The organism is Pseudomonas sivasensis (assembly GCF_052938085.1).
In genome coordinates this window covers 4,026,499-4,048,639 of record NZ_CP176442.1, presented here as the reverse complement: position 1 = coordinate 4,048,639, position 22,141 = coordinate 4,026,499, and the positions used below count along the sequence as shown (strand labels likewise).

The window sequence follows — 22,141 nt, the reverse complement described above, 5'->3', positions numbered from 1 at the left end:
AATGATTACCTCCCGGCTGGCGAAACACGCGGCCATCCTGCTGATGGGGCTGTTGCCTTGGGCGGCGATGGCCATCGAAGCACCCCGCGACCTGAGACTGCTGGGTCACTCCACTTTTGCAAACCCTTCTGTAGTGTTGGACGAGGCCGACTGGCGCTGGCTGCGCGAGCGGCGCACGCTGTCGATGGGCGTGTCGGCCCCTGATTTCGCCCCCTTTGACCTGAGCAGCAACAACGATGAATTGGAGGGCATCACCGCCGATTATGCGGCACTGGTCGCCCAGGCACTGAATGTCTCGATCGACGTGAAGCGGTACGACACCCGCGATGAGGTAATCGATGCCCTCAAGGCCGGCGAGGTAGATTTTGTCGGGTCGGCCAATGGCTATGAGGCGGCTGACTCGGAGTTGGTACTGTCCCGTTCTTACGCCAATGACCAACCTGCGCTGGTAACGCGCGCAGGGGGAAAGCCAGGCGCTGAAAGCTGACCTTTCGGGTAAGCGCGTGGCGATGCTCTACCACTACATGCAGCCCGACGCCGTTCAGACGTTTTATCCCAATGCACAGTTGCTCTTATTTGCCTCGGCCTTCGAAGCCATAGGTGCTGTCGCGTTCGGCCAGGCCGATGTGTACCTGGGGGACGCTATCAGCACTCGTTATCTGATCAACAAGAACCACCTCAACAACGTGCGCATGGCGGATTTTTCCGCACTGGAGGTCAACCCTTTCGGGTTCGCATTCGCCAAGGACAATACACGCCTGTTGGGCATCATCAACGCTGCTTTGGCCGACGTTCCGGCCAGCCAGCAGCTGGAAATCCTACGTCGTTGGAGTGCCGGTGGCAGCGGGTTTCTGGAGGCGGATCAGCTGCGCTTAAGTGAAAGCGAGCAACGCTGGCTGGAGAAGAACCCTCGGGTGAAAATCGCGGTGCTCGACAAGTTTGTGCCGCTGTCTTTTTTCAACGGGCAGGGGCAATTCGAAGGGTTGAGCGCCGAAGTACTGTCGCGCATCAGTTTGCGCACAGGCTTGAAGTTCGATGTAGAGCGCGGCAGTTCGCTGCCCGCGCAAATTGATCAGGCCAGCGCCGGTCGTGTGGACATGCTGGCGGTCGTCACCCCGAGTGCCGAGCGCTCCGAAAAGATCCGTTTTACCCGACCTTACCTGTCCAACCCCTATGTGTTGGTGGTGCGTGCCGACGACGAGCAACTGGTGACCCTGGAAGATATGCCCGGCAAGCGCCTGGCAATCGTTAGCGGCGACAGCCTGGTCGCACAAATCGCCAAGGACTATCCCAATATCGGGTTTGTCGACGCGCAGAACCCTGAGCAGGCAATGGAATGGGTGGCCAATGGCAGCGTCGATGCGACGGCGGTTTCGCTGATCAGCGCGCGCTACATGATCGCGCGCCATTACCTTAAGCGTTTGCGTATCACCAGTACGGTCGGGAGGGAGCCTGCGCGGATTACGTTTGGAGTCAACCGCAGCGAACTGGAGTTGTACTCGATCCTCGACAAGGCATTGTTGAGCATTTCACCCGAAGAAATGGATGAGCTGACCAACCATTGGCGCAGCGAGATCATCATCGAAGACAACTACTGGATGCGTCACCGCAATATGATTATCCAAGGGTTCGGCTTAGCCGCGCTGCTGTTGCTGGTGACGCTGGGCTGGGTGTTCTACCTGCGTAATCTGATTCGCAAACGCGCCCAGGCCGAACGTGCTTTGAGCGACCAGATGCGTTTTATGAGTGTGCTGATTGATGGCACACCGCACCCCATTTATGTGCGTGATCGCCTGGGTCGCTTGATGGCCTGCAATAACGCCTATCTCGATGTATTCGGGTTCAAGTTGGAAGACGTCATCGGTAAGACAGTGGTGGAAACCGATACAGGTAACCCGCCCCAGGCCCGTTCGTTTCATGCCGATTATTTGCGTTTGATGGAGTTGGGTGAGCCGCAGATCCATGACCGCGTGCTCAAGGTGCCGGGTGGTGGCGTTCTGACCATTTACCAGTGGATGCTCCCGTACCGCGATAGCAATGGCAGTGTCGTGGGCATGATTGCGGGCTGGGTGGATGTCAGCGAGCGCCAGCGCTTGTTGCGCCAGTTGCAGGAAGCGAAGGAGGAGGCTGACGCGGCCAATCGTGCCAAGACTACGTTCCTGGCGACCATGAGTCATGAAATCCGCACTCCCATGAACGCAGTGATCGGCATGATCGAGCTGGCGCTGAAGAATGCCGAACAGGGCAGGGCTGACCGGGATGCGCTGGAGGTCGCGTCGGTGGCGTCCCGGGGCATGCTGGAGTTGATCGGCGATATTCTCGACATTGCACGGATCGAATCCGGCCACCTTTCCCTTAGCCTGGAGCCAGCCAATCTGCACGAACTGTTGGCCTCCGTGGCGCGGGTGTTTGAGGGGTTGGCGAGGGACAAGGGCCTGTTGCTGCGAGTGGAACTTGACCCGTTGATAGATCGACCCGTGATCGTCGACCCGCTGCGCTTCAAGCAGGTGGTGTCCAATTTATTGGGCAATGCGATCAAGTTCACCGCCTCCGGTCAAGTGTCGCTGGGCGCCCAGGGCGTACCTGTGTTGGACAGTGACCAACTGAACGTGCGGTTGTGGGTGGAGGATTCGGGCATTGGCATCAGCGCCGAAGACCAGCAGCGCTTGTTCAACCCCTTTATCCAAGGCAGTAATAATGAGCAGCCAGGGCGAAGTGGGTCGGGTCTGGGGTTGGTGATCAGCCGTAACCTGTGCGAGATGATGGGCGGTCAACTGCATTTTAGTAGCGTGCTGGGCAAGGGCACGCGAGTGGACGTGACATTGGCGCTTGCGATGACCACCGCCCTGCCGGTCTCTGCACCGGTCCCGCATATACCGCCTGCCCGTGGGTTAAACATTCTGGTGGTGGATGATTACCCAGCCAACCGCTTGTTACTGGCTCGACAACTGAGTTTTCTAGGGCATCGCATCACTTCGGCAGAGGACGGTGCCCAAGGATTTGCACTGTGGCAGGCCGGACATTTTGATGGCGTGATCACCGATTGCAATATGCCCTTCAAGGACGGTTACGCGTTGGCGCATGACATTCGTGCACAAGAGCACCAGCTTGGGTTGACGCCGTGCCTGTTACTTGGGTTCACCGCCAACGCACTGCCGCAAGAGGCTGAACGCTGCCGGCAAGCAGGCATGGACGGTTGCCTGTTTAAACCTACCGGCCTTGAGGACCTGCGCTTGGCCTTGGCATCACGGACCGCCGGAGTCGCCACGGATAACGCCGGAGCAGCGTTTGATTTAAGCCCGCTGCTCACGCTGACGCAGGGCGATGACGATGCTCTCAGCGAACTGCTGACGCCTTTACTGGACAGCCTCGAAGAGGACCGTGCTTTGCTGTCGACGCTGAAAGGGCAAGGCGCTTTCGCCAAGCTTCACGACCTGGCTCATCGTGTCAAAGGAGGCGCGCGCTTGGTCAAGGCTGAGGTGCTGACCTCCTGCTGCGAGACCTTGGAGGGCGCATGTGAGCGGCGTGATAGGGGGGCGTTGGACGCTGCAGTTGAGTCCGTAGACGCGGCCATCGAACAGTTGCAGCACAGCCTGAGTCGTTATGGCAATCAGGCTTGACTGAGGAGGAGGGCCATTCGGTTGATTTGGGAGAACTCCTACGCGAAGCGGGAATATGCCTGATTTTGTCTTCGGGATATGTCTGGAAAATAGGCGTCGCTCACTGACGAGCGCTGCCTGCCCAGGTGTTTGCCATGCCGAACAAAGCACTGACCATCCTGATTGCTGATGAACAACACCTGCAACGGTTGTACATCGAAAAAATGCTCAATCAGTTGGGGTACCACCGGATCGTGCCGGTACAAACCTTCGAAGAAGTCCAGATACTCACGGCTATCCCAGCCGAACCCTTTGACGTGCTGATTATCAGCGCGGGTTTGATAACCCATGGCTGCGGGCCCCAGCCCCAGGTGCGCCATGTACTGGTCTACGATCACCTGGATTTGGGGGCACCCTGCGGCGCAACATCGGCGGTGGTGGTACGGCTTCCCGGTGTGCCGGACAACGTCAATCTCGAACATTTCATGGACATTATCGACCCACCCGAGGCCACGGTCGGCCTGCGGGTGCTGCCGTGGCTGCGCGAATTATCGCGCAAAACGGTGGCCGGGGTTTAGTCCCACTTCGGCGCGATGCCCTTGGGGCTGGTCAAGCGGTGGCCACGTTCCAGCCCGGCAATCTGCGCCATATCGGCAGGGCTCAAGGTCAGCTGCATGGCCTTGAGGTTGCTTTCCAGATTGGCGTGTTTGGTTGACGAAGGGATGACCGCGTAACCCAACTGCATGGCCCAGGCCAGGGCGACTTGTGCCGGGGTGGCTTGGTGGTGCTTCGCGATCTGCTGGATCACGGGGTCTTTGAGCACTTCGCCGTAAGCCAGAGTCATGTATGAGGTGATCTGGATACCGTTGGCGGTGGCAAAATCCACGACGTGCTGGTTTTGCAGGTAGGGGTGCAGTTCGATTTGGTTGGTAGCGATGTGCTCGGCGCCCACGGCTGCGATGGCCTGCTTCATCAGGTCGATGGTGAAGTTGGAAATACCAATCTGGCGCGTCAGGCCCAGGCGTTTGGCTTCCAGCAACTGCCCCATGAACTCGGCGACGGGCACTTGGTCTTCCGGCGATGGCCAGTGGATCAGGGTCAGGTCCAGGTAATCGGTCTTGAGCTTGCGCAGGCTTTCCTTGAGGCTTGGGATCAGTTGGCCTTCGGCGAAATTGGCGATCCAGATCTTGCTGGTGATAAACAGCTCATCCCTTGGGATGCCACTGTCGGCGATTGCTTGGCCGACATCTGCTTCGTTCTCGTAGATTTGCGCGGTGTCGATGGCGCGGTAGCCCAGTTCAAGGCCGGTGCTGACGGAGTCGATCACCACTTGGCCTTGCAGGCGAAAGGTGCCGAGGCCGAAGGCGGGGACTTTTTGCGTGAGGATAGACATCAGTAACTCCATGAGGGCTGTAGGCAATGGAGTCAAGTATCCCCTCGTCGTTCCTTTGCAAACACAGTCGAATCCGAAAAGGACTCTTGACTGAATGTCACGAATGGCAAGTGTGTGGGGCTGGGGCATGAGGCGCTGTACCCACTGTAGCAGCGCCTTGAACGATCAATCTTAAGCGCGCAGGCGCTCGGCAGCCGCTCGCAACAACTGCTCGGTGGCGGTCCAGCCCAGGCAGCCGTCTGTCACTGACACACCGTATTTCATCGAAGGGCTCAACGGCTGGCAGCCTTCGAACAAATGGCTTTCGAGCATCATGCCGATCAGCGAGGTGTCACCCTGCAAGCGTTGCTCCAGCACGTCATTGAAGACGGCCGGCTGACGCAGTGGATCCTTGCCGCTGTTAGCGTGGCTGCAATCGACCATGATCCGTGGCATGACCTTGGATTGGGTCAGGCCGTGCTTCACCTCAGCCACGCTCTGAGCATCGTAGTTCGGCCCACGGTGACCACCGCGCAGCACCAGGTGGGTATCGGGGTTACCTGAGGTCTGAATGATGGCCGGGTGGCCCTGGCTGTCGACGCCGAAGTGACGGTGCGGATGGGACGCCGAACGCATGGCGTCACAGGCAATCGCGACGCCGCCGTCGGTGCCGTTCTTGAAACCCACGGGCATGCCCAGGCCGCTGGCCATTTCGCGGTGGATCTGCGATTCCGTGGTGCGCGCGCCAATCGCCACCCAGCTGAGCAGGTCATCGAAGTAGCCGGCGGCCATGGGTTGCAGCAGTTCAGTGGCGACGGGCAGGCCCAGGCGTAGCATCTCGCGCATCAGTTCGCGTGACAGGGTTAAACCGGCGGCCATGTCATCACTGCCATCCAGGCGAGGATCGTAGGCCAGGCCTTTCCAGCCGATCGTCGTGCGTGGTTTTTCGACGTAGGCGCGGATCACCAGCAACATCTGGTCACTGACCTCAAGGGCCAGTTTCTTCAGGTTGCGGGCGTATTCCATGGCCGATTCCGGGTCGTGGATCGAGCATGGGCCGACGATCACCAGCAAGCGCGAATCTTCGCCATTGAGGATGGCGCGCACGGCTTGGCGATGGGCGTGGATCTGTTCAGTGAGGAACGGGCTGAGGGGCAGTTGGTGCTTGAGCTCAAGGGAGCTGGGCAGACGCTGGGTCAGGGTTTCATTGGCGCAAGTCAGAGCGGCAACGGGTAGAGCGGCGACGGAGGAGTTCATATTCAAGGCTTCCTGGTCAAGCGGCGGGCTATTCCCGCGCGCTTGGCCTACTGGGGTGTTCGACAATTGGCCGTATCGGCTACGTGTGTTGGCTTGCCACCAATAGGTGACCGATCGGAGGCGGCAGGCTGTCCCGAGCGGAGCTTGCTAAATCGCCATGCAGTGCAAGTGTCGTAGCGGTAATAGGTGGCGTAGTTCATGTCGTGATTCCTTTAAGTGTTCTTGACCAAGTTGAAAAGTGTATGGAGGCCTGAAAAACAAAACCCCCGGTCGGGGAGCCGACCGGGGGTTAGATTTCTCTGGTAGGCGACCCCTTGAGTAGTGGGCGCCGATTTCAGGTATCAGGCGCGCCAGTGGCTAAACCAATACCCAAAATAAAAGCTGACCAGTGCGCTCGAACCGTTCACACGGGTAGCCGACACCGAGCGCTGGGCGCTGGCAGCAGTGCAAACCTGAGTGTGGGTGAGTTGCAACATGGTGTGTCTCCAAATGATGGTCGGAGCTTACTAGAGGCAAGCAGGGAGATTCAATCAGTAATTTCTATTGTATGGGGGTACTTACGGCTATGGGGTGAGTGCCGATATGCTGGTCACACTCACATACCGATTGCTTGGACGCGACCATGACTGCCTTCAGCCTTGCTGCTGCTCAATCCATTTCCATTGCGGGCGATGTGCCGGCCAACATCGAACGCCATCTGGCATTTATGCGTGCTGCAGCGGAGCAGGGGGTGCAACTGCTGGTGTTCCCCGAGTTGTCGTTGACGGGCTATGAGCCGTCGCTGGCCGCTGAACTGGCGATTGCGCCAGAGGATCGGGTGCTGGCGCCCTTGCGTGAAATGGCGCAGGAGCTGCGACTGACGGCGGTGGTGGGTATGCCGATCCGACTGGCGCCAGAGGCGGGTGTGTTGATCGGTGCTCTGGTGCTGGGCGCGGACGGCTCCCTGGCGGTCTATACCAAGCAACATCTGCATGACGGCGAAGAAGCCGCGTTTGTCCCAGGGCAGGGCGGTGCTGTTGTTGAATTTGGGGCTGACCGGATTTCACTGGCGGTGTGTGCAGACTTTTCCCACGCCAGTCATCCGCGTGCTGCGGCGCAAGTGGGCGCCACTGTCTATGCCGCCGGTGTGCTGATCAGTGAAGGCGGCTACGCAACTGACAGTGCGCTGCTCCAAGGCTACGCCGCTGAATATGGCTTGCTGGTGTTGATGGCGAACCATGGTGGGCCTTCGGGTGGCTGGGCCTGCGCGGGTCGCAGTGCGATCTGGGCCGCCGATGGCAGTTTGCTTGCTGTTGTGCCCGGGGTAGGGAATGCGCTGCTGATCGCGAGTCGCCACGCCGAGCGTTGGACCAGCCAAGTGATAGCTCTGTAAATGGCCTTTCACCTGCGCGCTGCGACCGACCAGGACCTGTCCTTTGCACGAACGCTGACCCAACAAGCCATGGCCCGCTATTACGTTCAGTACGGGTTGTGGTGGTCCAACGATGGCTTCGACACCGCGTGGGCAGGTCGGGAAAACTGGCTGATTTGCCGGGACGACACCGTTTTGGGGTTTATCAGTCTGAGCCGTGATAGCCGGGCGCTCTACATTCGGGAGTTGCATCTGCTCGAAGACTGTCGCGGGATCGGCGCCGGGAGTTGGGTATTGGCGCAGATGACGCTCAAGGCGCAGGTGCTGGGCCTGTTGCGCCTGACCGTGTTCAAGACGAATCCGGCCAAAAAACTCTATCTGCGTATGGGATTCAATATCGTGGGCGAAGAAGACTACTTCTTGCGTATGGAGCGTGTCTGCAGCTAAACCATGCGTTCAATCCTAATAAGCGCATACTGGCTTCAGGAGTTGACTTCCTGATCGGCGTTTTGGCCATCAGCCTCAGAAAGGATAATCCCTTCTTTCATACCCAAAAGGACCGCTACCTTGTGGGCCTCCCCACGCCGTCCCTTTTTGCGCCCAGCGAGCACTTGATAGGTGGTTGCCGGATCGACGCCATGTTCTCGAGCGAACGCTTGAACTGACTTGCCTTGGTGTTCCAGCCAGGCCTTGGCTTGTGCTGCGGTACGGATTCCGGGCATAGTTCAAAACCGTTCAAGTTTGTTTAAATAAGGGATGAGAGTGTCACCTCTTGGGGTGTGCCAAACAGGATCATACATCCAAATGAGTGGAATCGGTTTGCGTTTGAGGCAAGAAAGGGAGCGACTTGGTCTGTCGCAAAAAGTATTTGGTGAAATCGGAGGCGTTGAAGCCAACGCACAAGGTAAATACGAAAGTGGAGGACGTGCACCTAAAGCGGACTACTTGTCTCGCGTCGCCGCGAGAGGTGTGGATGTGCTGTACGTTTTGACTGGCGCAGCCACGCCGATTCAATTGGAAAACCTGAGCCACATCGAAGAGAAGGTACTCGGGGATTACCGCGCAATGTTCAAGGAAGACCAGGCTGCGATCCGTCGCCTGACCTCTACTTTGGCCGAGCATTCATCGTCGATGAATGGAAAAGCCAAGCCAAACCCCCAGGATTCCTGACGCTTCGCCCAGCAAATTGAGCCATCCGCCTCCCGGCGGGTGGCCGTCGCTTAACCAAACTCCATATATATGACGCGTGCAACTAGGTCTGCGCCTTGGTTTTTTGCTAAGGTGTTCGGCAACCTATAAGACCATTTCGCGAGGTGTCTGCTTGATTAGGGTGCTAGTAGTCGATGACCATGATCTCGTTCGTACAGGCATTACACGAATGCTGGCTGACATCGATGGCCTGCAAGTAGTCGGCCAGGCCGAGTCGGGGGAGGAATCCCTGATTAAGGCCCGGGAGTTGAAACCCGATGTGGTGTTGATGGACGTCAAGATGCCTGGGATCGGCGGTCTTGGTGCAACGACCAAATTGCTGCGCAGCCATCCGGACATCAAAGTCGTGGTGGTGACTGTGTGCGAGGAAGACCCGTTCCCGACACGTCTGCTGCAGGCTGGTGCTGCGGGTTACCTCACTAAAGGGGCAGGCTTGGCGGAAATGGTCCAAGCCATTCGCCTGGTGTTTGCCGGCCAGCGCTACATCAGCCCGCAGATTGCTCAGCAGTTGGCCATCAAGTCCTTCCAGCCTGTCAGCGACTCGCCGTTTGATGCACTGTCGGAGCGGGAAATCCAGATCGCCTTGATGATCGTCGGTTGCCAGAAGGTCCAGACGATCTCCGACAAACTGTGCCTCTCACCCAAGACCGTTAATACCTACCGCTATCGCATTTTCGAGAAGCTCGCCATCAGCAGTGATGTTGAATTGACCCTGCTCGCGGTGCGCCACGGCATGGTGGACGCCAGCGCCTGACATGACCACACCGTTTGATCCGAGTGCCTTTCTCTCAACCTGCAGTGGCCGCCCTGGCGTGTACCGCATGTTCGACAGCGAGGCCCGCCTGCTTTACGTCGGCAAAGCCAAGAACCTGAAAAATCGTCTGGCGAGCTATTTTCGCAAGAGCGGTCTCGCGCCGAAAACCGCCGCCCTGGTAGCGCGCATCGCCCAGGTCGAAACCACCATCACCGCCAATGAGACCGAAGCGCTGTTGCTTGAGCAGACGCTGATCAAGGAATGGCGGCCGCCCTACAACATTCTGCTGCGTGACGATAAATCCTACCCCTATGTGTTTTTATCGGACGGTAATTTCCCGCGCCTGAGCATTCACCGCGGGGCGAAGAAGGCTAAGGGCAAGTACTTCGGGCCTTATCCCAGCGCTGGGGCAATTCGTGAAAGCTTGAGCCTGCTGCAAAAAACCTTTTTTGTGCGCCAGTGTGAAGACAGTTTCTACAAGAATCGCACGCGGCCTTGCCTGCAATATCAGATCAAACGCTGCAAGGCGCCCTGTGTGGGCTTGGTGGAACCGTCGGAGTACGCCGAGGATGTGCGCCATTCGGTGATGTTCCTAGAAGGACGCAGCAATGCGCTCACCGATGAGCTATCGGCAGCCATGGAGCAGGCGGCGAGTACCCTGGATTTTGAGCGGGCTGCGGAGCTACGCGACCAGATCTCCTTGCTGCGCCGTGTCCAGGACCAACAAAGCATGGAAGGTGGCACCGGCGACGTTGACGTGATAGCGGCCTTCGTCAACCCGGGCGGCGCTTGTGTGCACCTGATCAGCGTGCGCGGCGGGCGAGTGCTCGGCAGCAAGAACTTCTTCCCGCAGACCGGTATCGACGAGGAAGTAGCCGAAGTCATGGCCGCCTTCCTGGGCCAGTACTACGTGAGCAGCCCTGAGCGCGACCTGCCGTCGGAGCTGATCGTCAACGTAGTGCACGAAGACTTCCCCACCTTAATCGAGGCGATCCACGAACTGCGTGGCCGCGAGCTGGACATCAGCCACCGCGTACGCGGCACCCGCGCGCGTTGGCAGCAATTGGCGGTGACCAATGCCGAGCAGGCCCTGAGTGCGCGCCTGGCCAACCGGCAGCATGTTGCCGCACGTTTCGACGCCCTGGCCGAATTCCTCAATCTGGACGAGCCACCACAGCGTCTGGAGTGCTACGACATCAGCCACTCCAGCGGCGAGGCCACCGTAGCCTCCTGTGTGGTGTTTGGTCCGGAAGGGCCGATCAAGTCCGACTACCGGCGCTACAACATCGAAGGCGTGACCGCCGGCGATGACTACGCCGCCATGCACCAGGCTCTCACGCGCCGCTTCAGTAAGTTGAAGGACGGGGAGGGCAGGTTGCCGGATATCCTTCTGGTCGACGGCGGCAAGGGGCAACTGTCCATGGCCCGCGACGTGCTCAACGAGCTGGCGGTACCTGACCTGATCCTGCTCGGCGTGGCCAAGGGGGCCACACGCAAAGCGGGTTTCGAGACGTTGTACTTGAATGATGCCGCCCATGAGTTCACTTTGAAGGGCGATTCGCCCGCGCTGCATTTGATTCAACAGATTCGCGACGAAGCTCACCGTTTCGCCATTACCGGCCACCGCGCCCGCCGTGGCAAAACCCGGCGAACCTCAACTCTGGAAGGGGTGGCCGGGGTCGGCCCGACGCGACGTCGCGACTTGCTTAAACATTTTGGTGGCTTGCAGGAGCTATCCCGTGCCAGCATTGACGAGATAGCCAAAGCACCCGGTATCAGTAAAAAGCTCGCTGAGCTGATTTATGCGAATCTGCACAGCGAATAGAATGCCTTTCCACCTCGTAGCCAGTTGTGCCGATGAATATCCCTAATCTGATCACCGTTCTACGCGTCTTGCTTATCCCGATTTTCATTTTGTTGTTCTATCTGCCGTACGAATGGAGCTACTTGGCCTCCAGTTCGGTGTTCGCCTTTGCGGCTGCCACCGACTGGCTTGACGGCTACCTGGCCCGCCGCTTGGAGCAGAGCACGCCTTTTGGCGCGTTCCTGGACCCCGTGGCCGACAAGCTGATGGTGGCTGTCGCTCTGGTCCTGCTGGTGCAAGAGCACGGTAATCTGTGGCTGACCCTGCCGGCCGCGGTGATCATCGGTCGTGAGATCGTCGTTTCGGCTCTGCGCGAATGGATGGCCGAAATTGGCGCCCGCGCCCACGTAGCCGTGTCCAACATGGGGAAATGGAAAACTGCCGCGCAAATGCTCGCGCTGGTCATCCTGCTGGCGAACCCGTCCGATTTCTCCTTTTGGGTATTGCTGGGCTACGCCTTGCTGCTTATCGCCGCTGGTCTGACCCTGTGGTCAATGCTCCAGTATCTGCGCGCTGCCTGGCCACATCTGCGCACTACTGTTGAAAAGAAATAAAACTTTTTTGAATCAAGAGGTTGACGGGTGCTCAGGATTCTATAGAATGCGCATCACCAAGCGGGAATAGCTCAGTTGGTAGAGCACGACCTTGCCAAGGTCGGGGTCGCGAGTTCGAGTCTCGTTTCCCGCTCCAAGCATTACGAAAAAGCCACTCAATAGAGTGGCTTTTTTTTGCCTGTGAGTTATGGAATGGACGCTTCGGCGTCTTTTTTCGTTTCTGCGCAAAACCACTGTAAACCAGGGTAATCCCGTACGTTTGAGTGATGTCTTACGGCGTTTTTACGGGGCGCCTGGAAATCGTATGTTGGCTTGCCTCTTCAGGTTACCGTAGGAGCATTAGGTGCTGACTTCCTAACAGGAACTCAGCAACTTTGACGGCTTGTCACCCATGCTGATCCGCCAGTTTGTGTTCCAGATAGTGAATGTTCACACCACCTTCGCAGAAGCCTTCATCACGAACCAGGTCCCGATGCAGCGGGATGTTGGTCTTGATGCCGTCGACCACGATTTCGTCCAGGGCGTTACGCATACGGGCCATGGCCTCGTCGCGGGTGGCGCCCCAGGTGATCAGCTTGCCGATCAACGAGTCGTAGTTGGACGGAACCTTGTAGCCGCTGTACAGGTGCGAATCCACACGTACGCCGTTGCCGCCGGGCGCGTGGAAATGCTTGACCAGGCCAGGGCTTGGGATAAAGGTTTTCGGGTCTTCGGCGTTGATGCGGCACTCCAGGGAGTGGCCATGCATCTTCACGTCGTCCTGGGTGAAGGACAGCACGTTGCCAGCGGCGATGCTCAGCATCTCCTTGACGATGTCGATACCGGTGACCATCTCCGAAACCGGGTGCTCTACCTGCACACGAGTGTTCATCTCGATGAAGTAGAAGCGGCCGTTCTCGTAGAGGAACTCGAAGGTACCGGCGCCACGGTAGTTGATGTCGATGCACGCCTTGACGCAGCGAGCCAGAACTTCCTGGCGAGCCTTTTCATCCAGGCCTGGTGCCGGCGCTTCTTCCAACACCTTCTGGTGACGACGTTGCAGAGAGCAATCGCGGTCGCCCAGGTGGATGGCGTGGCCTTGGCCGTCGGACAGAACCTGCACTTCCACGTGACGTGGGTTGGTCAGGTACTTTTCCAGGTAGACCATCGGGTTGCCGAACCAGGCACCCGCTTCGGAACGGGTCTGCTTGGCCGCTTCGATCAGGTCTTCTTCCTTGTGCACCACGCGCATGCCGCGACCACCACCGCCACCGGCGGCCTTGATGATCACTGGGTAACCGACTTCGCGACCAATGCGCAGAGCGGTTTCCTCGTCTTCAGGCAGTGGGCCGTCTGAGCCAGGAACGGTTGGTACGCCGGCTGCGATCATGGCGTCCTTGGACGATACCTTGTCGCCCATCAGGCGAATGGTTTCGGCTTTAGGGCCAATGAAAGCAAACCCGGATTTCTCCACCTGTTCGGCGAAATCGGCGTTTTCCGCGAGGAAGCCGTAGCCCGGGTGGATACCATCAGCGCCGGTCACTTCAGCCGCGGCGATGATGTTCGAGACTTTCAGGTACGAGTTCGTGGCCAGTGGCGGGCCGATGCAGATGCTTTCGTCCGCCAGTTTCACGTGCATCAATTCGGTATCGGCCGTCGAGTAAACAGCGACGGTCTTGATGTCCAGTTCTTTACAGGCACGCACGATACGCAAAGCAATTTCACCACGGTTGGCGATGACTACTTTTTGCAGTTTTGCGACTTCACTCATTCTGACCTCCGCGTCGCTCAAACAATGTTGAACATGGGCTGGTCGTATTCAACGGGCTGACCGTCTTCGACCATGATTGCCTCAATGACCCCACTGCAGGTTGCCTCCACCGTGTTCATCATTTTCATGGCTTCCACAATGCACAGGACATCGCCTTTTGCCACGGATTGGCCAATCTCAACAAACGCTGCCGAAGTCGCCGAGGCCTTGCGGTAGAACACGCCCACCATCGGTGCCGTGATGAACGTGCCGGCGGGTTTTGGCTCGACCTGTACCGTCTGCGACTCGGATAGTGGCGAGGGAGCGACCGCCTGGGGAGCGGCGGCCGGTTTACGGTCTCGACGAAGACGGACCCGATTGCTGCCTTCTTTGAAATCAATCTCCGCCAAGCCTGATCCTTCGATCAACTTGACCAGTTCTTTTACTTTTTCAATGTCCATGCTGCTGCAACCTTATGCTTGGGTTGGGGGCGTAACGTGGCGTCGAACTATCTAAGGAGGTTGCCCTTGGAGGTTTCACGCAAGGTGAGAATCGCTAATAAGGCACACACTGCCGCGCCTGCCATGAAATAGCCCGGTACCAGTAAATTGCCGGTCTTGGTGATAATCGAGGTGACCACGTAGGGGGTGATCCCGCCGCCCAGGATGGCGCCCAAGTTGATGCTGATCGCCATGGCCGTGTAGCGCACACGTGTCGGGAATTGTTCTGCGTAAGTCGGGTAGCCAACCGATTGAACGATCGGCATAGGCAGGGTCGCGACGAACATGGCCAGTGCGGCGATCCAGAGGCTGCCGCTGTCCATCAGGATCATCATGGGAATCACCAGAATCGCGTAGCCCAGAAAGCCGATACTCAGCGCCTTCCTACGACCGATTCGGTCTGACAAACCACCCCAGAACGGCATCATCGCTGCCATGCACAGGCTGATCACTGCTATCACCCAGTAGACTTTGGATTTGTCGAAGTGCAGGTACGTCGTGAGGTAGATGTTCATGAACACCATCCCGATGAAGTAACCCGCATTCTGTGCAGAGGCAAATACGATGACCCGCAGCAATGCCGGCAGGTTTTTGCTGAATACCTCTTTGACCGGCGCTACCGGTGGCTTTTCCTTCTCAAGGAAAGCTTTGAATTCCGGCGTTTCTTCAACGTTGTGCCGCATATAAAACGAGAACATAACCAGCGGGATGGACAAGAAAAACGGGATGCGCCAGCCCCATGCCTGCAACTGCTCGCCACTGAGCAGCCCGGTGGTGATACCGCAGACAATCGCCCCGGTTGCGCCACCCACGGCAACCCCCAGCGGTGTGAATGAACCGAAGAACCCGCGTCTGCCGTTAGGAGAAGATTCCGCTACAAACGCCGCGGCGCCTACCACTTCGCCACCGGCGAAGAAGCCTTGGGACAGTCGCAACAGCACCAGCAGGATAGGGGCGGCCAGTCCGATCTGTGCGGTGGTGGGTAATACCCCAATGAGTGCAGTTGCGGTGCCCATCCCGATCACGGTGCTGAGCAGCACTCGACGTCTACCGATACGATCGGCAAGGCGACCGAGCAGCACGCCGCCGATCGGGCGGATGACAAAGGCAATGCCGAACACCGCCAGTGTGGCGAGGAGGGCAGCGGCAGGGTTGTCACCCGGAAAGAACAGAGGTGCGATGATGGTCGCCATATAGCCGTAGATACTGAACTCATAGTATTCAACGGCGGTGCCGGTGGCCGAGGCCATGGCTGCGCGCTTGGCAATGACGGCTGACTGCGTTGTACCGCTGGTGGCGTGTGCCTCGACGTCGAGGTGCGACGAGTGCGTATTTTCAGAGAGAACACGAGACATAAATACCTTCCACTCTGGCCATTGGCCAAAAGAGTTAAGTGGCAGAGGTTCCTGCCTTGAAAGTGACGTACTGAAAACCGACAGTGCACAGTTCATCCGGGCATGCAGGCGCCCAGACGCATCCGTCATTGACTATTCAGCTCTCAGACGAGGTTTTAAGCTCGGCAGTTAAAACGAGGGGGTTGATTCACGAGGCATGGTTGTTTCCTTTTTATTATGGGTAAACGTTGTGGGTGTCACTCAAATACGCGCACGCGCGGGTTTTTGAATGGTGATGCCTTCTTTGAGCAGGGCTTGCCTGATCGCACTGGCAAACGCTGCAGCGCCAGGCTGGTCGCCGTGTAGGCAAAGCGTGTGTGCCGTCACCGGTACCCAGGTCCCTTGGGTGGTGCGCACTTCGCCTAAATGCAGCATGTTCATGACTTGATCGATGGCCTCGTGGAGGTTTTCGATCATTGCGCCAGGCTGGCTGCGGGGCGTCAGTGTGCCGTCCTCCTGGTAGCTGCGATCGGCAAACACTTCCTGTGCCACGGTTAAACCACAGGCTTGGGCGGCAGTGACCAAGGTGCTACCCGACAAGCCGAAAAGAATCAGGCTCGGATCAATGTCTTTTACTGCCCGGCAGATCGCATCGGCAGTGGGGCGGTGCACCGCGGCGAAGTTGTAAAGCGCACCATGGGGTTTGACGTGGCGCAGTTCGACCTTGGCCGCTTTGGTAAAGCCCAGCAACGCACTGACTTGGTAAACGATGAGTTCGTACACTTCATCCTCGGACAGCGTCATCATCCGGCGACCGAAACCTTGCAGGTCGTCAAAGCCTGGATGGGCGCCGATTGCCACACCCAGCTGTGCGGCCAGCGCCACCGTTGAGCGCATCGAGCGCGAATCCCCAGCGTGAAACCCGCAGGCGATATTGGCTGAGGTGAGGTGGGGCAGAATCGCTGCATCGTCGCCTGCGCGATAAATGCTGAAGCCTTCGCCAAGGTCGCTGTTGAAATCTATTTCAGGCATTGAAGGCCTCCATCGCTTTGAGCGTGCGAGCACGGGTGAGCAGCAAGGTTTCGGCGGCGCTCAAATCTATAAGAGAGAATCGCAACTTATCGCCCGGCAGTAACTGCGCGAGCCGTGGCAGATCGACGCTGGCTACTTGGGCGATACGTGGATATCCGCCGGTCGTTTGTCGGTCGGCCATCAAGATCAGCGGCTTGCCGCTAGGGGGCACCTGGACGGTGCCGAACGTGACACTTTCCGATAGCAGTTCTTTGGGCGAAGACAACGCCAGCGGTGTGCCATCGAGTCGGTAGCCCATGCGGTCAGAGTCACCGCTCAAGGTGTAGTCATGGTTCAAGAAGTGCGCTTGGGACTCGGCGGAAAAGTCTTTCCATTCTCTTCCGGCGATCACTCTTATCTGTTCGCAGGCAACCGCTTCGTACAGCCCAAAGTGGGAGCGGGGGCTGAGGCGTGGCGGGTTGGCAAACGATGAGCAGATGGGGATCAAATCCCCGGCTTGAAGTGCGCGGCCGCGCAGCCCGCCGAACCCGCCCCGGGAGTAAGTGCTGGTGCTGTTCATCAGCGGGTGCAGCAAAAAGCCGCCCCCTACCGCGAGGTAACTGCGGGCGCCCTGTCGCCGTTTGCCGAAACTCAAGGTGCTGCCGGGAGACACCAGGGCAGCCACGCCGGGCTTGAGCGGGATCGCATCCAACTCGGCGCCAAGGTCTGCGCCAGCGAGTGCAATCAAGGCTTTGGCCTGAAAATGCAGCGTCGGGCCCTGCAGGGTCATTTCCAACGTGCTGAAGGTGCGAGGGTTGCCGACCAGCAAGTTGCACAGGGCATGCGCATCTTCATCCATCACGCCGGCCACGGGTACGCCCCAATGCTGGAACCCATGGCGACCGGTGTCCTGGAAGGTTGAGAGCATGCCGGGTTTGATTACCTTGATGGTCACTTCGTGTTCTCCCGAGCCAACAGATCAAATTCATGGCGGGTAATGGGTACAAATCGAATCTGGTCGCCGCCCTGTAAAAGACACGGCGGCTGACTCAAGGGAGAAAACATGGGCAGCGGTGTACGCCCTATGAGGTTCCAGCCGCCGGGGAGATCAGCCGGGTAAATCACACTTTGTCGGTTAGCGATGCCGATGCTGCCTTGCTTTACAAGCGTGCGCGGTGTTGCGCGACGCGGCAGCGACAGGGCGCTGTCGTGCATGCCGATGTAAGGATGGCCTGGCGCGAAACCGACCATCAGTACATCCAGCCAGTCGGCCGAGTGAGCGGCGATGACCTCGTTGGTGGTCAGGCCGCAGGCCTGTGCAATGTCTTCAAGATCCGGGGCATATTCCGGGTCGTAGCACACGGGAATATCGAGGCGGGTGACTGTCGTTGCGGCAGCACTGTGCGAGTCCTTGAGGCGCTCGGTCACAAGTTTGCAGATCGATTCGTAAGGCGATACGCCGGGGAAAAGACTGGCAATTGACTCAGGAGAGTAATGAACGCCGACGGTCACCATCGCAGAGACAACATCCGTGACGCCTGGCAGTTGACCGTGTGCGCCCAGAGTGCGTAATTGGCTGCCGACCGAGGCGGCCTGACGGTTGAGGTCAATGGAAAATACGCTGCCAAATATAAGGATTACGCAGCGATCACCGCACGGCTCAAAGTGCCATTTCACGGTGGAGAGCGGCGCTCTTGGCGGCTCATCCAAAATGCAACTGAGGTCGGACATAGTGTTCTCTATCCTCATGCGGCAGGCTAAGCATCGGCCACGCGCGTGCAGCGAGACAGAGAAAGCACGAGCTTTCACAGGTATCCGGCGCAACACAGCAAGGCTTCGCGGCTTGAGAGTGCGCCGTCGCTCTAATGGCGACGGTCGCTTGAACAACGTCTTACTTGGCGAACAGCTGGCTCATATCCTTGAACGCCTTGAACTCCAGCGCATTGCCGCATGGGTCGAACAGGAACATGGTGGCCTGCTCGCCGACTTGGCCCTGGAAGCGGATGTAGGGTTCGATCACGAACTTGGTTGCGCGCGCTTTCAAGCGCTCTGCCAGCGCTTCCCATTGCGCCCACTCGAGGATGATGCCGAAGTGCGGAACCGGTACGTCGTGGCCGTCTACCGGGTTGCTGTGGACGCTTTCCTGCGACGCTGTCTTTGGGTGCTCGTGGATGACCAGTTGATGGCCGTAGAAATCGAAGTCTACCCATTGGTCGCTGGAGCGACCTTCGGAAAGACCGAACACCTCACCGTAGAAGTGACGTGTGGCGGCCAGATCGTAGACGGGAATTGCCAGATGGAAAGGGGAGAGGCTCACGGTGATTTCCTATTGATTTGTTTTGATCTGAATCAATTCTTATCCGGAAACACAGTGGGGAAAAGCGCAAATTCTGAGTCCTGAGCACGAATTATTTCGATGAGTAAGTCGGTAGTGCAGGCTTTTGCACCATTGTTGTTCATGCTGCACCACGATAGGTCGTACAAACGCTCAACAGCTTGCGGTGCCGCGGTTGATTTTCAATTGCTCATATGAATTCGGAAGACATCACACCGCATCAAGGACGCAGGTCCGGAAGATGTTGAACAGCGGTGAATGTTTTTGCCGATACTTTGAGACCAGTACGATCTCCCTGAAAAACGTGAGCTGGCGCAACTCCAGCACCCTGACATCATCCGCATGTTCGAGCCATAGACCCGCCTTGGGTACCAGCGAAACGCCGAGCCCACTGCGTACCATTTTGACAATGGCATCCAGTTCATCCAGCTCCAGTGCCTGATGTACATGGATTTTTTGCTGCTTGAGAAACTGGGTGACCAGCCGCCCGCCAAACGAGCCTCGGTCATACCGCACAAAAGGTTGTTCCGCCAGAATCGCCAGCGGGTCATCGCCCACTACATCTTTGGACGTGATCAATACGAAAGCCTCGCGCGCGATGACTTCGGCATGCAGATCCTTGGGTAGGGAAAAAGGCGGTCTGATCATGATGGCCAGGTCCAGCTCGCCAGCGTCCACCTGGCTGAGCAGGTTCAACGACACACCCGGCACAAGGTTGGTTTCGATGAAAGGCGCCTGTGACTTCAAAGCCACCAGCGCCTGCGGCAGGATCCCGGTCTGAACCGTGCCGATCGCGCCGATTCGCAGTGCGCCGTGGAAGTCATTGCCGCTGTCTGCGGCACCCATTCGACCGAAAAGCCGCAGGATTTCCTCGGCCAGGGGAATGGCACGTTGGCCTGCTGAATTGAGCGTGGCTGAGCGTCCGGTACGGTCAAACAATTTGACGCCCAAGCTGTCCTCAAGGCTTTTGATCTGAGCGCTGACGGCAGACTGCGTCAGCCCAACCTGCTGGCCAGCCGCTGCGAACGTGCCCCGCTGCGTAACACATATAAATGTCTTCAACTCTCTGATCATGGTGCACCTGGATTCGTGATGGGGTGTTGGCGCAGAAGGTCGTCTGGTTCGCTGTGTGTATTGTTGAGTACTTTTTCCAGGTGCTCAACGAACACGCGCACTCTGTGCGGAACATGTTGACGTGTCGGTAGCACCGCCGTGATCGACAGTTGCTCGGGCAGCACATCCTCAAGGTTCACCTTTACGAGTGAGCCTTCAGCAAGTTCGTTGCGGATATCCCAATAGGTCAGCATGGCCAGGCCCAGACCTTGTTTGCTTGCAGTGCGCACCGCCTCGACACTGTTGGCGGAAAACGCGCCCTGAGCTCGAATGGCCACGGCGTTCTCGCCGTTGGTGAACGGCCAATAGGGCATTCCGTGCAACGCGATGCATCGATGATGATTGAGGTCATGCAGCACCGTCGGTGTGCCCCATTGCGCCAGGTAGGCCGGGCTTGCGCACACGACACGCGGATTGGGCGCAAGGTTGGTAGCCACCAATGTCGAGTCGCGCAGCGTGGCGATACGAATGGCCACATCAATGCCGAGCCCGGCGATGTCGATGATGCTATCCGATAGCGTCAGGTCGACCTTGAGGGTTGGGTGGTCAGCCAGTAGGGCTGGCAGCAGCGGCATGATGACGGTTTGGCCAAAGACGCTAGGCGCGGTGACCCTCAATGTGCCGCTGGCACTGCCCGCACTGGTTTTCAACGTGGCCCGCGCAGCTTCGTTGGCCTCAAGCATGGTCTTTGCGTAAGGCAGGTACATTTCGCCTTCCGGCGTGAGTGCGACGGAGCGTGTGGTGCGGTGTACCAGGCGCACACCCAGCTCTTTTTCCAGGGCCGCCAGACGCCGTGAGACGGTCATCGCCGACAGCCCAAGCCGCCGCGCAGCCTCGGACAAACTGCTGCTGATGGCGACGTTAGCGAACACCTCTATCTCGGGAATCTGCATGGTTATAACCGTTTGCGTTAAGGCGCCTTATTGCAAGCGTGCGCTTCTAATGGGCGATTGCCACGCTTATCGTCGTGGCTGGCGAATAATTGAGGGCAAATCATGACAGCACTAAACTCGCGCATTGTAACTCCATTCGATATGGGCGCTCTTAAGCTGAACAATCGCATGGCGCTTGCTCCCATGACACGCGTCAGTGCGAGCGAGAGCGGCAATGCCACACCTGCGATGGCGCGATACTACGAGCGTTTTGCCCGTGGCGGTTTTGGCTTGGTCATCACGGAGGGGATCTACACCGATCGGCAGTATGCCCAGGGCTACCTGAACCAGCCCGGTATCACGGACAGCGAACAGGCGCTTGCCTGGCGCGAGGTAGTCGAGGCGATTCATCGCCATGAGAGCGCAGCAATCGCGCAGATCATGCACGCCGGCGCATTGAGCCAGGCGAACCGTTTTGTTGAGCAATCTGCTGGCCCTTCGGCCATTCGCCCGAAAGGCGAACAGATGAAGTTCTATTACGGCGAGGGGGCGTATCGAGTGCCCCAGGCCATGAGCGATGAAGCTATCGCGGATGCCATTGAGGGGTTTGCCCAGGCGGCTAAACGGGCTGTTGGAATCGCGGGCTTTGACGGCGTTGAGATCCATGGTGCCAACGGCTACTTGCTGGATCAGTTCATGACAGGCTACTCCAATCAACGCGAAGATCGATGGGGAGGTGATGTTCGCCAGCGCTTGAGCCTGATGCTTGAGGTCATTGCAGCGGTGAAGAAGGTGGTCGGGCACTCGCCGGTTGGTGTGCGTATATCCCAGGGCAAGGTCAATGACTTTCAGCACAAATGGGCGGGTGGGGAACATGACGCACAGACGATCTTCGGCAGCTTGGCTGACGCTGGGGTCGACTTCATCCATGTGACGGAGCATCAAGCCTGGCAGCCGGCCTTCAGCGGTAACGAGGCAAGCCTGGTAACGCTGGCTCGCCGTTATGCGCCTGGTGTCGCGTTGATTGCGAATGGCGGAGTGCAGGACTTGAGCAGCGTTGAACAAACCCTGCAGGCTGGCGCAGATATTGTCGCTGTCGGCAAGGCTGCCTTGGCCAATCCGGACCTTGTACAACGGTTGCTGGAGGGGCGCGCGCCGGAACCCTTCGATCCGTCGTTGCTTGCGCCGATTGCCCACGTCAAGGACAGCGAGCTGAATTAGGTGCAGTGAGTTACAGATCGGCGGGTGGATTCGCTACTATGTACGCCAATCACCGCCACCCGATCC

21 protein-coding genes, 1 tRNA gene and 1 pseudogene are annotated in these 22,141 nt (G+C 58.3%); 10 read left to right on the top strand and 13 right to left on the bottom strand.

All coding sequences use genetic code 11. From position 1 onward, the window contains the following. The first annotated feature begins 1 nt into the window (after window position 1). Both ACKZ62_RS18520 and ACKZ62_RS18515 read left to right on the top strand, forming a co-directional pair. Window positions 2–3,620: pseudogene (locus ACKZ62_RS18520) on the top strand (transporter substrate-binding domain-containing protein). A 134-nt stretch (window positions 3,621–3,754) separates the two neighbouring features. Continuing rightward, complete coding sequence (locus tag ACKZ62_RS18515; RefSeq protein WP_032886621.1) at window positions 3,755–4,177, top strand: ANTAR domain-containing protein; 423 nt, start codon at window positions 3,755–3,757, stop codon at window positions 4,175–4,177. Here ACKZ62_RS18515 and dkgB read toward each other — a convergent pair. The 3 genes from dkgB to ACKZ62_RS18500 all read right to left on the bottom strand — a co-directional run bounded on the left by dkgB (window position 4,174) and on the right by ACKZ62_RS18500 (window position 6,704). Further along, on the bottom strand, window positions 4,174–4,992 hold the full coding sequence (gene dkgB / locus ACKZ62_RS18510; RefSeq protein WP_447095637.1) for a 2,5-didehydrogluconate reductase DkgB: 819 nt from the start codon (window positions 4,990–4,992) through the stop codon (window positions 4,174–4,176). The genes ACKZ62_RS18515 and dkgB overlap by 4 nt on opposite strands. 171 nt (window positions 4,993–5,163) lie before the next feature. Beyond that, window positions 5,164–6,228, bottom strand: coding sequence for a 3-deoxy-7-phosphoheptulonate synthase (locus ACKZ62_RS18505; RefSeq protein WP_032886619.1), 1,065 nt, complete (start codon window positions 6,226–6,228; stop codon window positions 5,164–5,166). Between the two features lie 341 nt (window positions 6,229–6,569). Then, complete coding sequence (locus ACKZ62_RS18500) at window positions 6,570–6,704, bottom strand: hypothetical protein (RefSeq protein ID WP_256992687.1); 135 nt, start codon at window positions 6,702–6,704, stop codon at window positions 6,570–6,572. 146 nt (window positions 6,705–6,850) lie between these two features. On the opposite strand from ACKZ62_RS18500, the gene ACKZ62_RS18495 reads away from it, so the two are divergent. Both ACKZ62_RS18495 and ACKZ62_RS18490 read left to right on the top strand, forming a co-directional pair. Beyond that, on the top strand, window positions 6,851–7,600 hold the full coding sequence (locus ACKZ62_RS18495) for a carbon-nitrogen hydrolase family protein (protein WP_032886618.1): 750 nt from the start codon (window positions 6,851–6,853) through the stop codon (window positions 7,598–7,600). Further along, window positions 7,601–8,026: a GNAT family N-acetyltransferase gene (locus ACKZ62_RS18490; RefSeq protein ID WP_095186524.1), complete on the top strand. Its 426-nt coding sequence runs from the start codon at window positions 7,601–7,603 to the stop codon at window positions 8,024–8,026. 35 nt (window positions 8,027–8,061) lie between these two features. Here the strand turns inward: ACKZ62_RS18490 and ACKZ62_RS18485 are convergent, their stop codons facing one another. After that, entirely contained in the window at window positions 8,062–8,301 is a 240-nt protein-coding gene (locus ACKZ62_RS18485; RefSeq protein WP_032886615.1) for a DNA-binding protein, read from the bottom strand. An 82-nt stretch (window positions 8,302–8,383) separates the two neighbouring features. Between ACKZ62_RS18485 and ACKZ62_RS18480 the strand changes: the two genes are divergently transcribed. From ACKZ62_RS18480 to ACKZ62_RS18460, 5 genes are all read left to right on the top strand, one after another. After that, the gene (locus tag ACKZ62_RS18480; RefSeq protein ID WP_032886614.1) at window positions 8,384–8,749 is read left to right on the top strand and encodes a helix-turn-helix domain-containing protein; all 366 of its coding nucleotides are present in this window, start codon (window positions 8,384–8,386) and stop codon (window positions 8,747–8,749) included. Between the two features lie 151 nt (window positions 8,750–8,900). Next, window positions 8,901–9,542 (top strand): response regulator transcription factor GacA, encoded by a 642-nt coding sequence (gene gacA, locus ACKZ62_RS18475; protein ID WP_032886613.1) that lies wholly within the window; start codon window positions 8,901–8,903, stop codon window positions 9,540–9,542. 1 nt (window position 9,543) lies between these two features. Beyond that, window positions 9,544–11,367: an excinuclease ABC subunit UvrC gene (gene uvrC, locus ACKZ62_RS18470; RefSeq protein ID WP_447095636.1), complete on the top strand. Its 1,824-nt coding sequence runs from the start codon at window positions 9,544–9,546 to the stop codon at window positions 11,365–11,367. A 32-nt stretch (window positions 11,368–11,399) separates the two neighbouring features. Continuing rightward, entirely contained in the window at window positions 11,400–11,960 is a 561-nt protein-coding gene (gene pgsA / locus ACKZ62_RS18465; RefSeq protein WP_032886611.1) for a CDP-diacylglycerol--glycerol-3-phosphate 3-phosphatidyltransferase, read from the top strand. A gap of 60 nt (window positions 11,961–12,020) precedes the next feature. Further along, a tRNA-Gly gene (locus ACKZ62_RS18460) sits at window positions 12,021–12,096 on the top strand. Window positions 12,097–12,345: 249 nt separating this feature from the next. Here the strand turns inward: ACKZ62_RS18460 and accC are convergent. The 9 genes from accC to ACKZ62_RS18415 all read right to left on the bottom strand — a co-directional run bounded on the left by accC (window position 12,346) and on the right by ACKZ62_RS18415 (window position 20,875). Then, window positions 12,346–13,710 carry an acetyl-CoA carboxylase biotin carboxylase subunit gene (accC, locus tag ACKZ62_RS18455; RefSeq protein ID WP_447095635.1) on the bottom strand — a complete coding sequence of 455 codons (1,365 nt, stop codon included), beginning with the start codon at window positions 13,708–13,710 and terminating at the stop codon, window positions 12,346–12,348. Window positions 13,711–13,727: 17 nt separating this feature from the next. Continuing rightward, the gene (gene accB, locus ACKZ62_RS18450; RefSeq protein WP_095186403.1) at window positions 13,728–14,150 is read right to left on the bottom strand and encodes an acetyl-CoA carboxylase biotin carboxyl carrier protein; all 423 of its coding nucleotides are present in this window, start codon (window positions 14,148–14,150) and stop codon (window positions 13,728–13,730) included. 47 nt (window positions 14,151–14,197) lie between these two features. Continuing rightward, complete coding sequence (locus ACKZ62_RS18445; RefSeq protein WP_095186404.1) at window positions 14,198–15,544, bottom strand: MFS transporter; 1,347 nt, start codon at window positions 15,542–15,544, stop codon at window positions 14,198–14,200. A gap of 240 nt (window positions 15,545–15,784) precedes the next feature. Then, window positions 15,785–16,555: a LamB/YcsF family protein gene (locus ACKZ62_RS18440; RefSeq protein ID WP_447095634.1), complete on the bottom strand. Its 771-nt coding sequence runs from the start codon at window positions 16,553–16,555 to the stop codon at window positions 15,785–15,787. Then, the gene (locus tag ACKZ62_RS18435) at window positions 16,548–17,489 is read right to left on the bottom strand and encodes a 5-oxoprolinase subunit C family protein (RefSeq protein ID WP_447095633.1); all 942 of its coding nucleotides are present in this window, start codon (window positions 17,487–17,489) and stop codon (window positions 16,548–16,550) included. The genes ACKZ62_RS18440 and ACKZ62_RS18435 overlap by 8 nt, the downstream gene beginning before the upstream one ends. After that, a complete protein-coding gene (locus ACKZ62_RS18430) occupies window positions 17,486–18,265 on the bottom strand; it encodes a 5-oxoprolinase subunit B family protein (protein ID WP_122756377.1) in 780 nt (259 codons plus the stop codon). The genes ACKZ62_RS18435 and ACKZ62_RS18430 overlap by 4 nt, the downstream gene beginning before the upstream one ends. A gap of 160 nt (window positions 18,266–18,425) precedes the next feature. Beyond that, entirely contained in the window at window positions 18,426–18,851 is a 426-nt protein-coding gene (locus ACKZ62_RS18425) for a VOC family protein (RefSeq protein ID WP_034105550.1), read from the bottom strand. 228 nt (window positions 18,852–19,079) lie between these two features. Then, window positions 19,080–19,943 carry a LysR family transcriptional regulator gene (locus ACKZ62_RS18420; RefSeq protein WP_032885533.1) on the bottom strand — a complete coding sequence of 288 codons (864 nt, stop codon included), beginning with the start codon at window positions 19,941–19,943 and terminating at the stop codon, window positions 19,080–19,082. After that, a complete protein-coding gene (locus ACKZ62_RS18415; protein ID WP_122764053.1) occupies window positions 19,940–20,875 on the bottom strand; it encodes a LysR family transcriptional regulator in 936 nt (311 codons plus the stop codon). Before ACKZ62_RS18415 ends, ACKZ62_RS18420 begins: the two co-directional genes overlap by 4 nt. A gap of 102 nt (window positions 20,876–20,977) precedes the next feature. On the opposite strand from ACKZ62_RS18415, the gene ACKZ62_RS18410 reads away from it, so the two are divergent. Next, window positions 20,978–22,075 (top strand): oxidoreductase, encoded by a 1,098-nt coding sequence (locus ACKZ62_RS18410; RefSeq protein WP_447095632.1) that lies wholly within the window; start codon window positions 20,978–20,980, stop codon window positions 22,073–22,075. Window positions 22,076–22,141 lie beyond the last annotated feature (66 nt).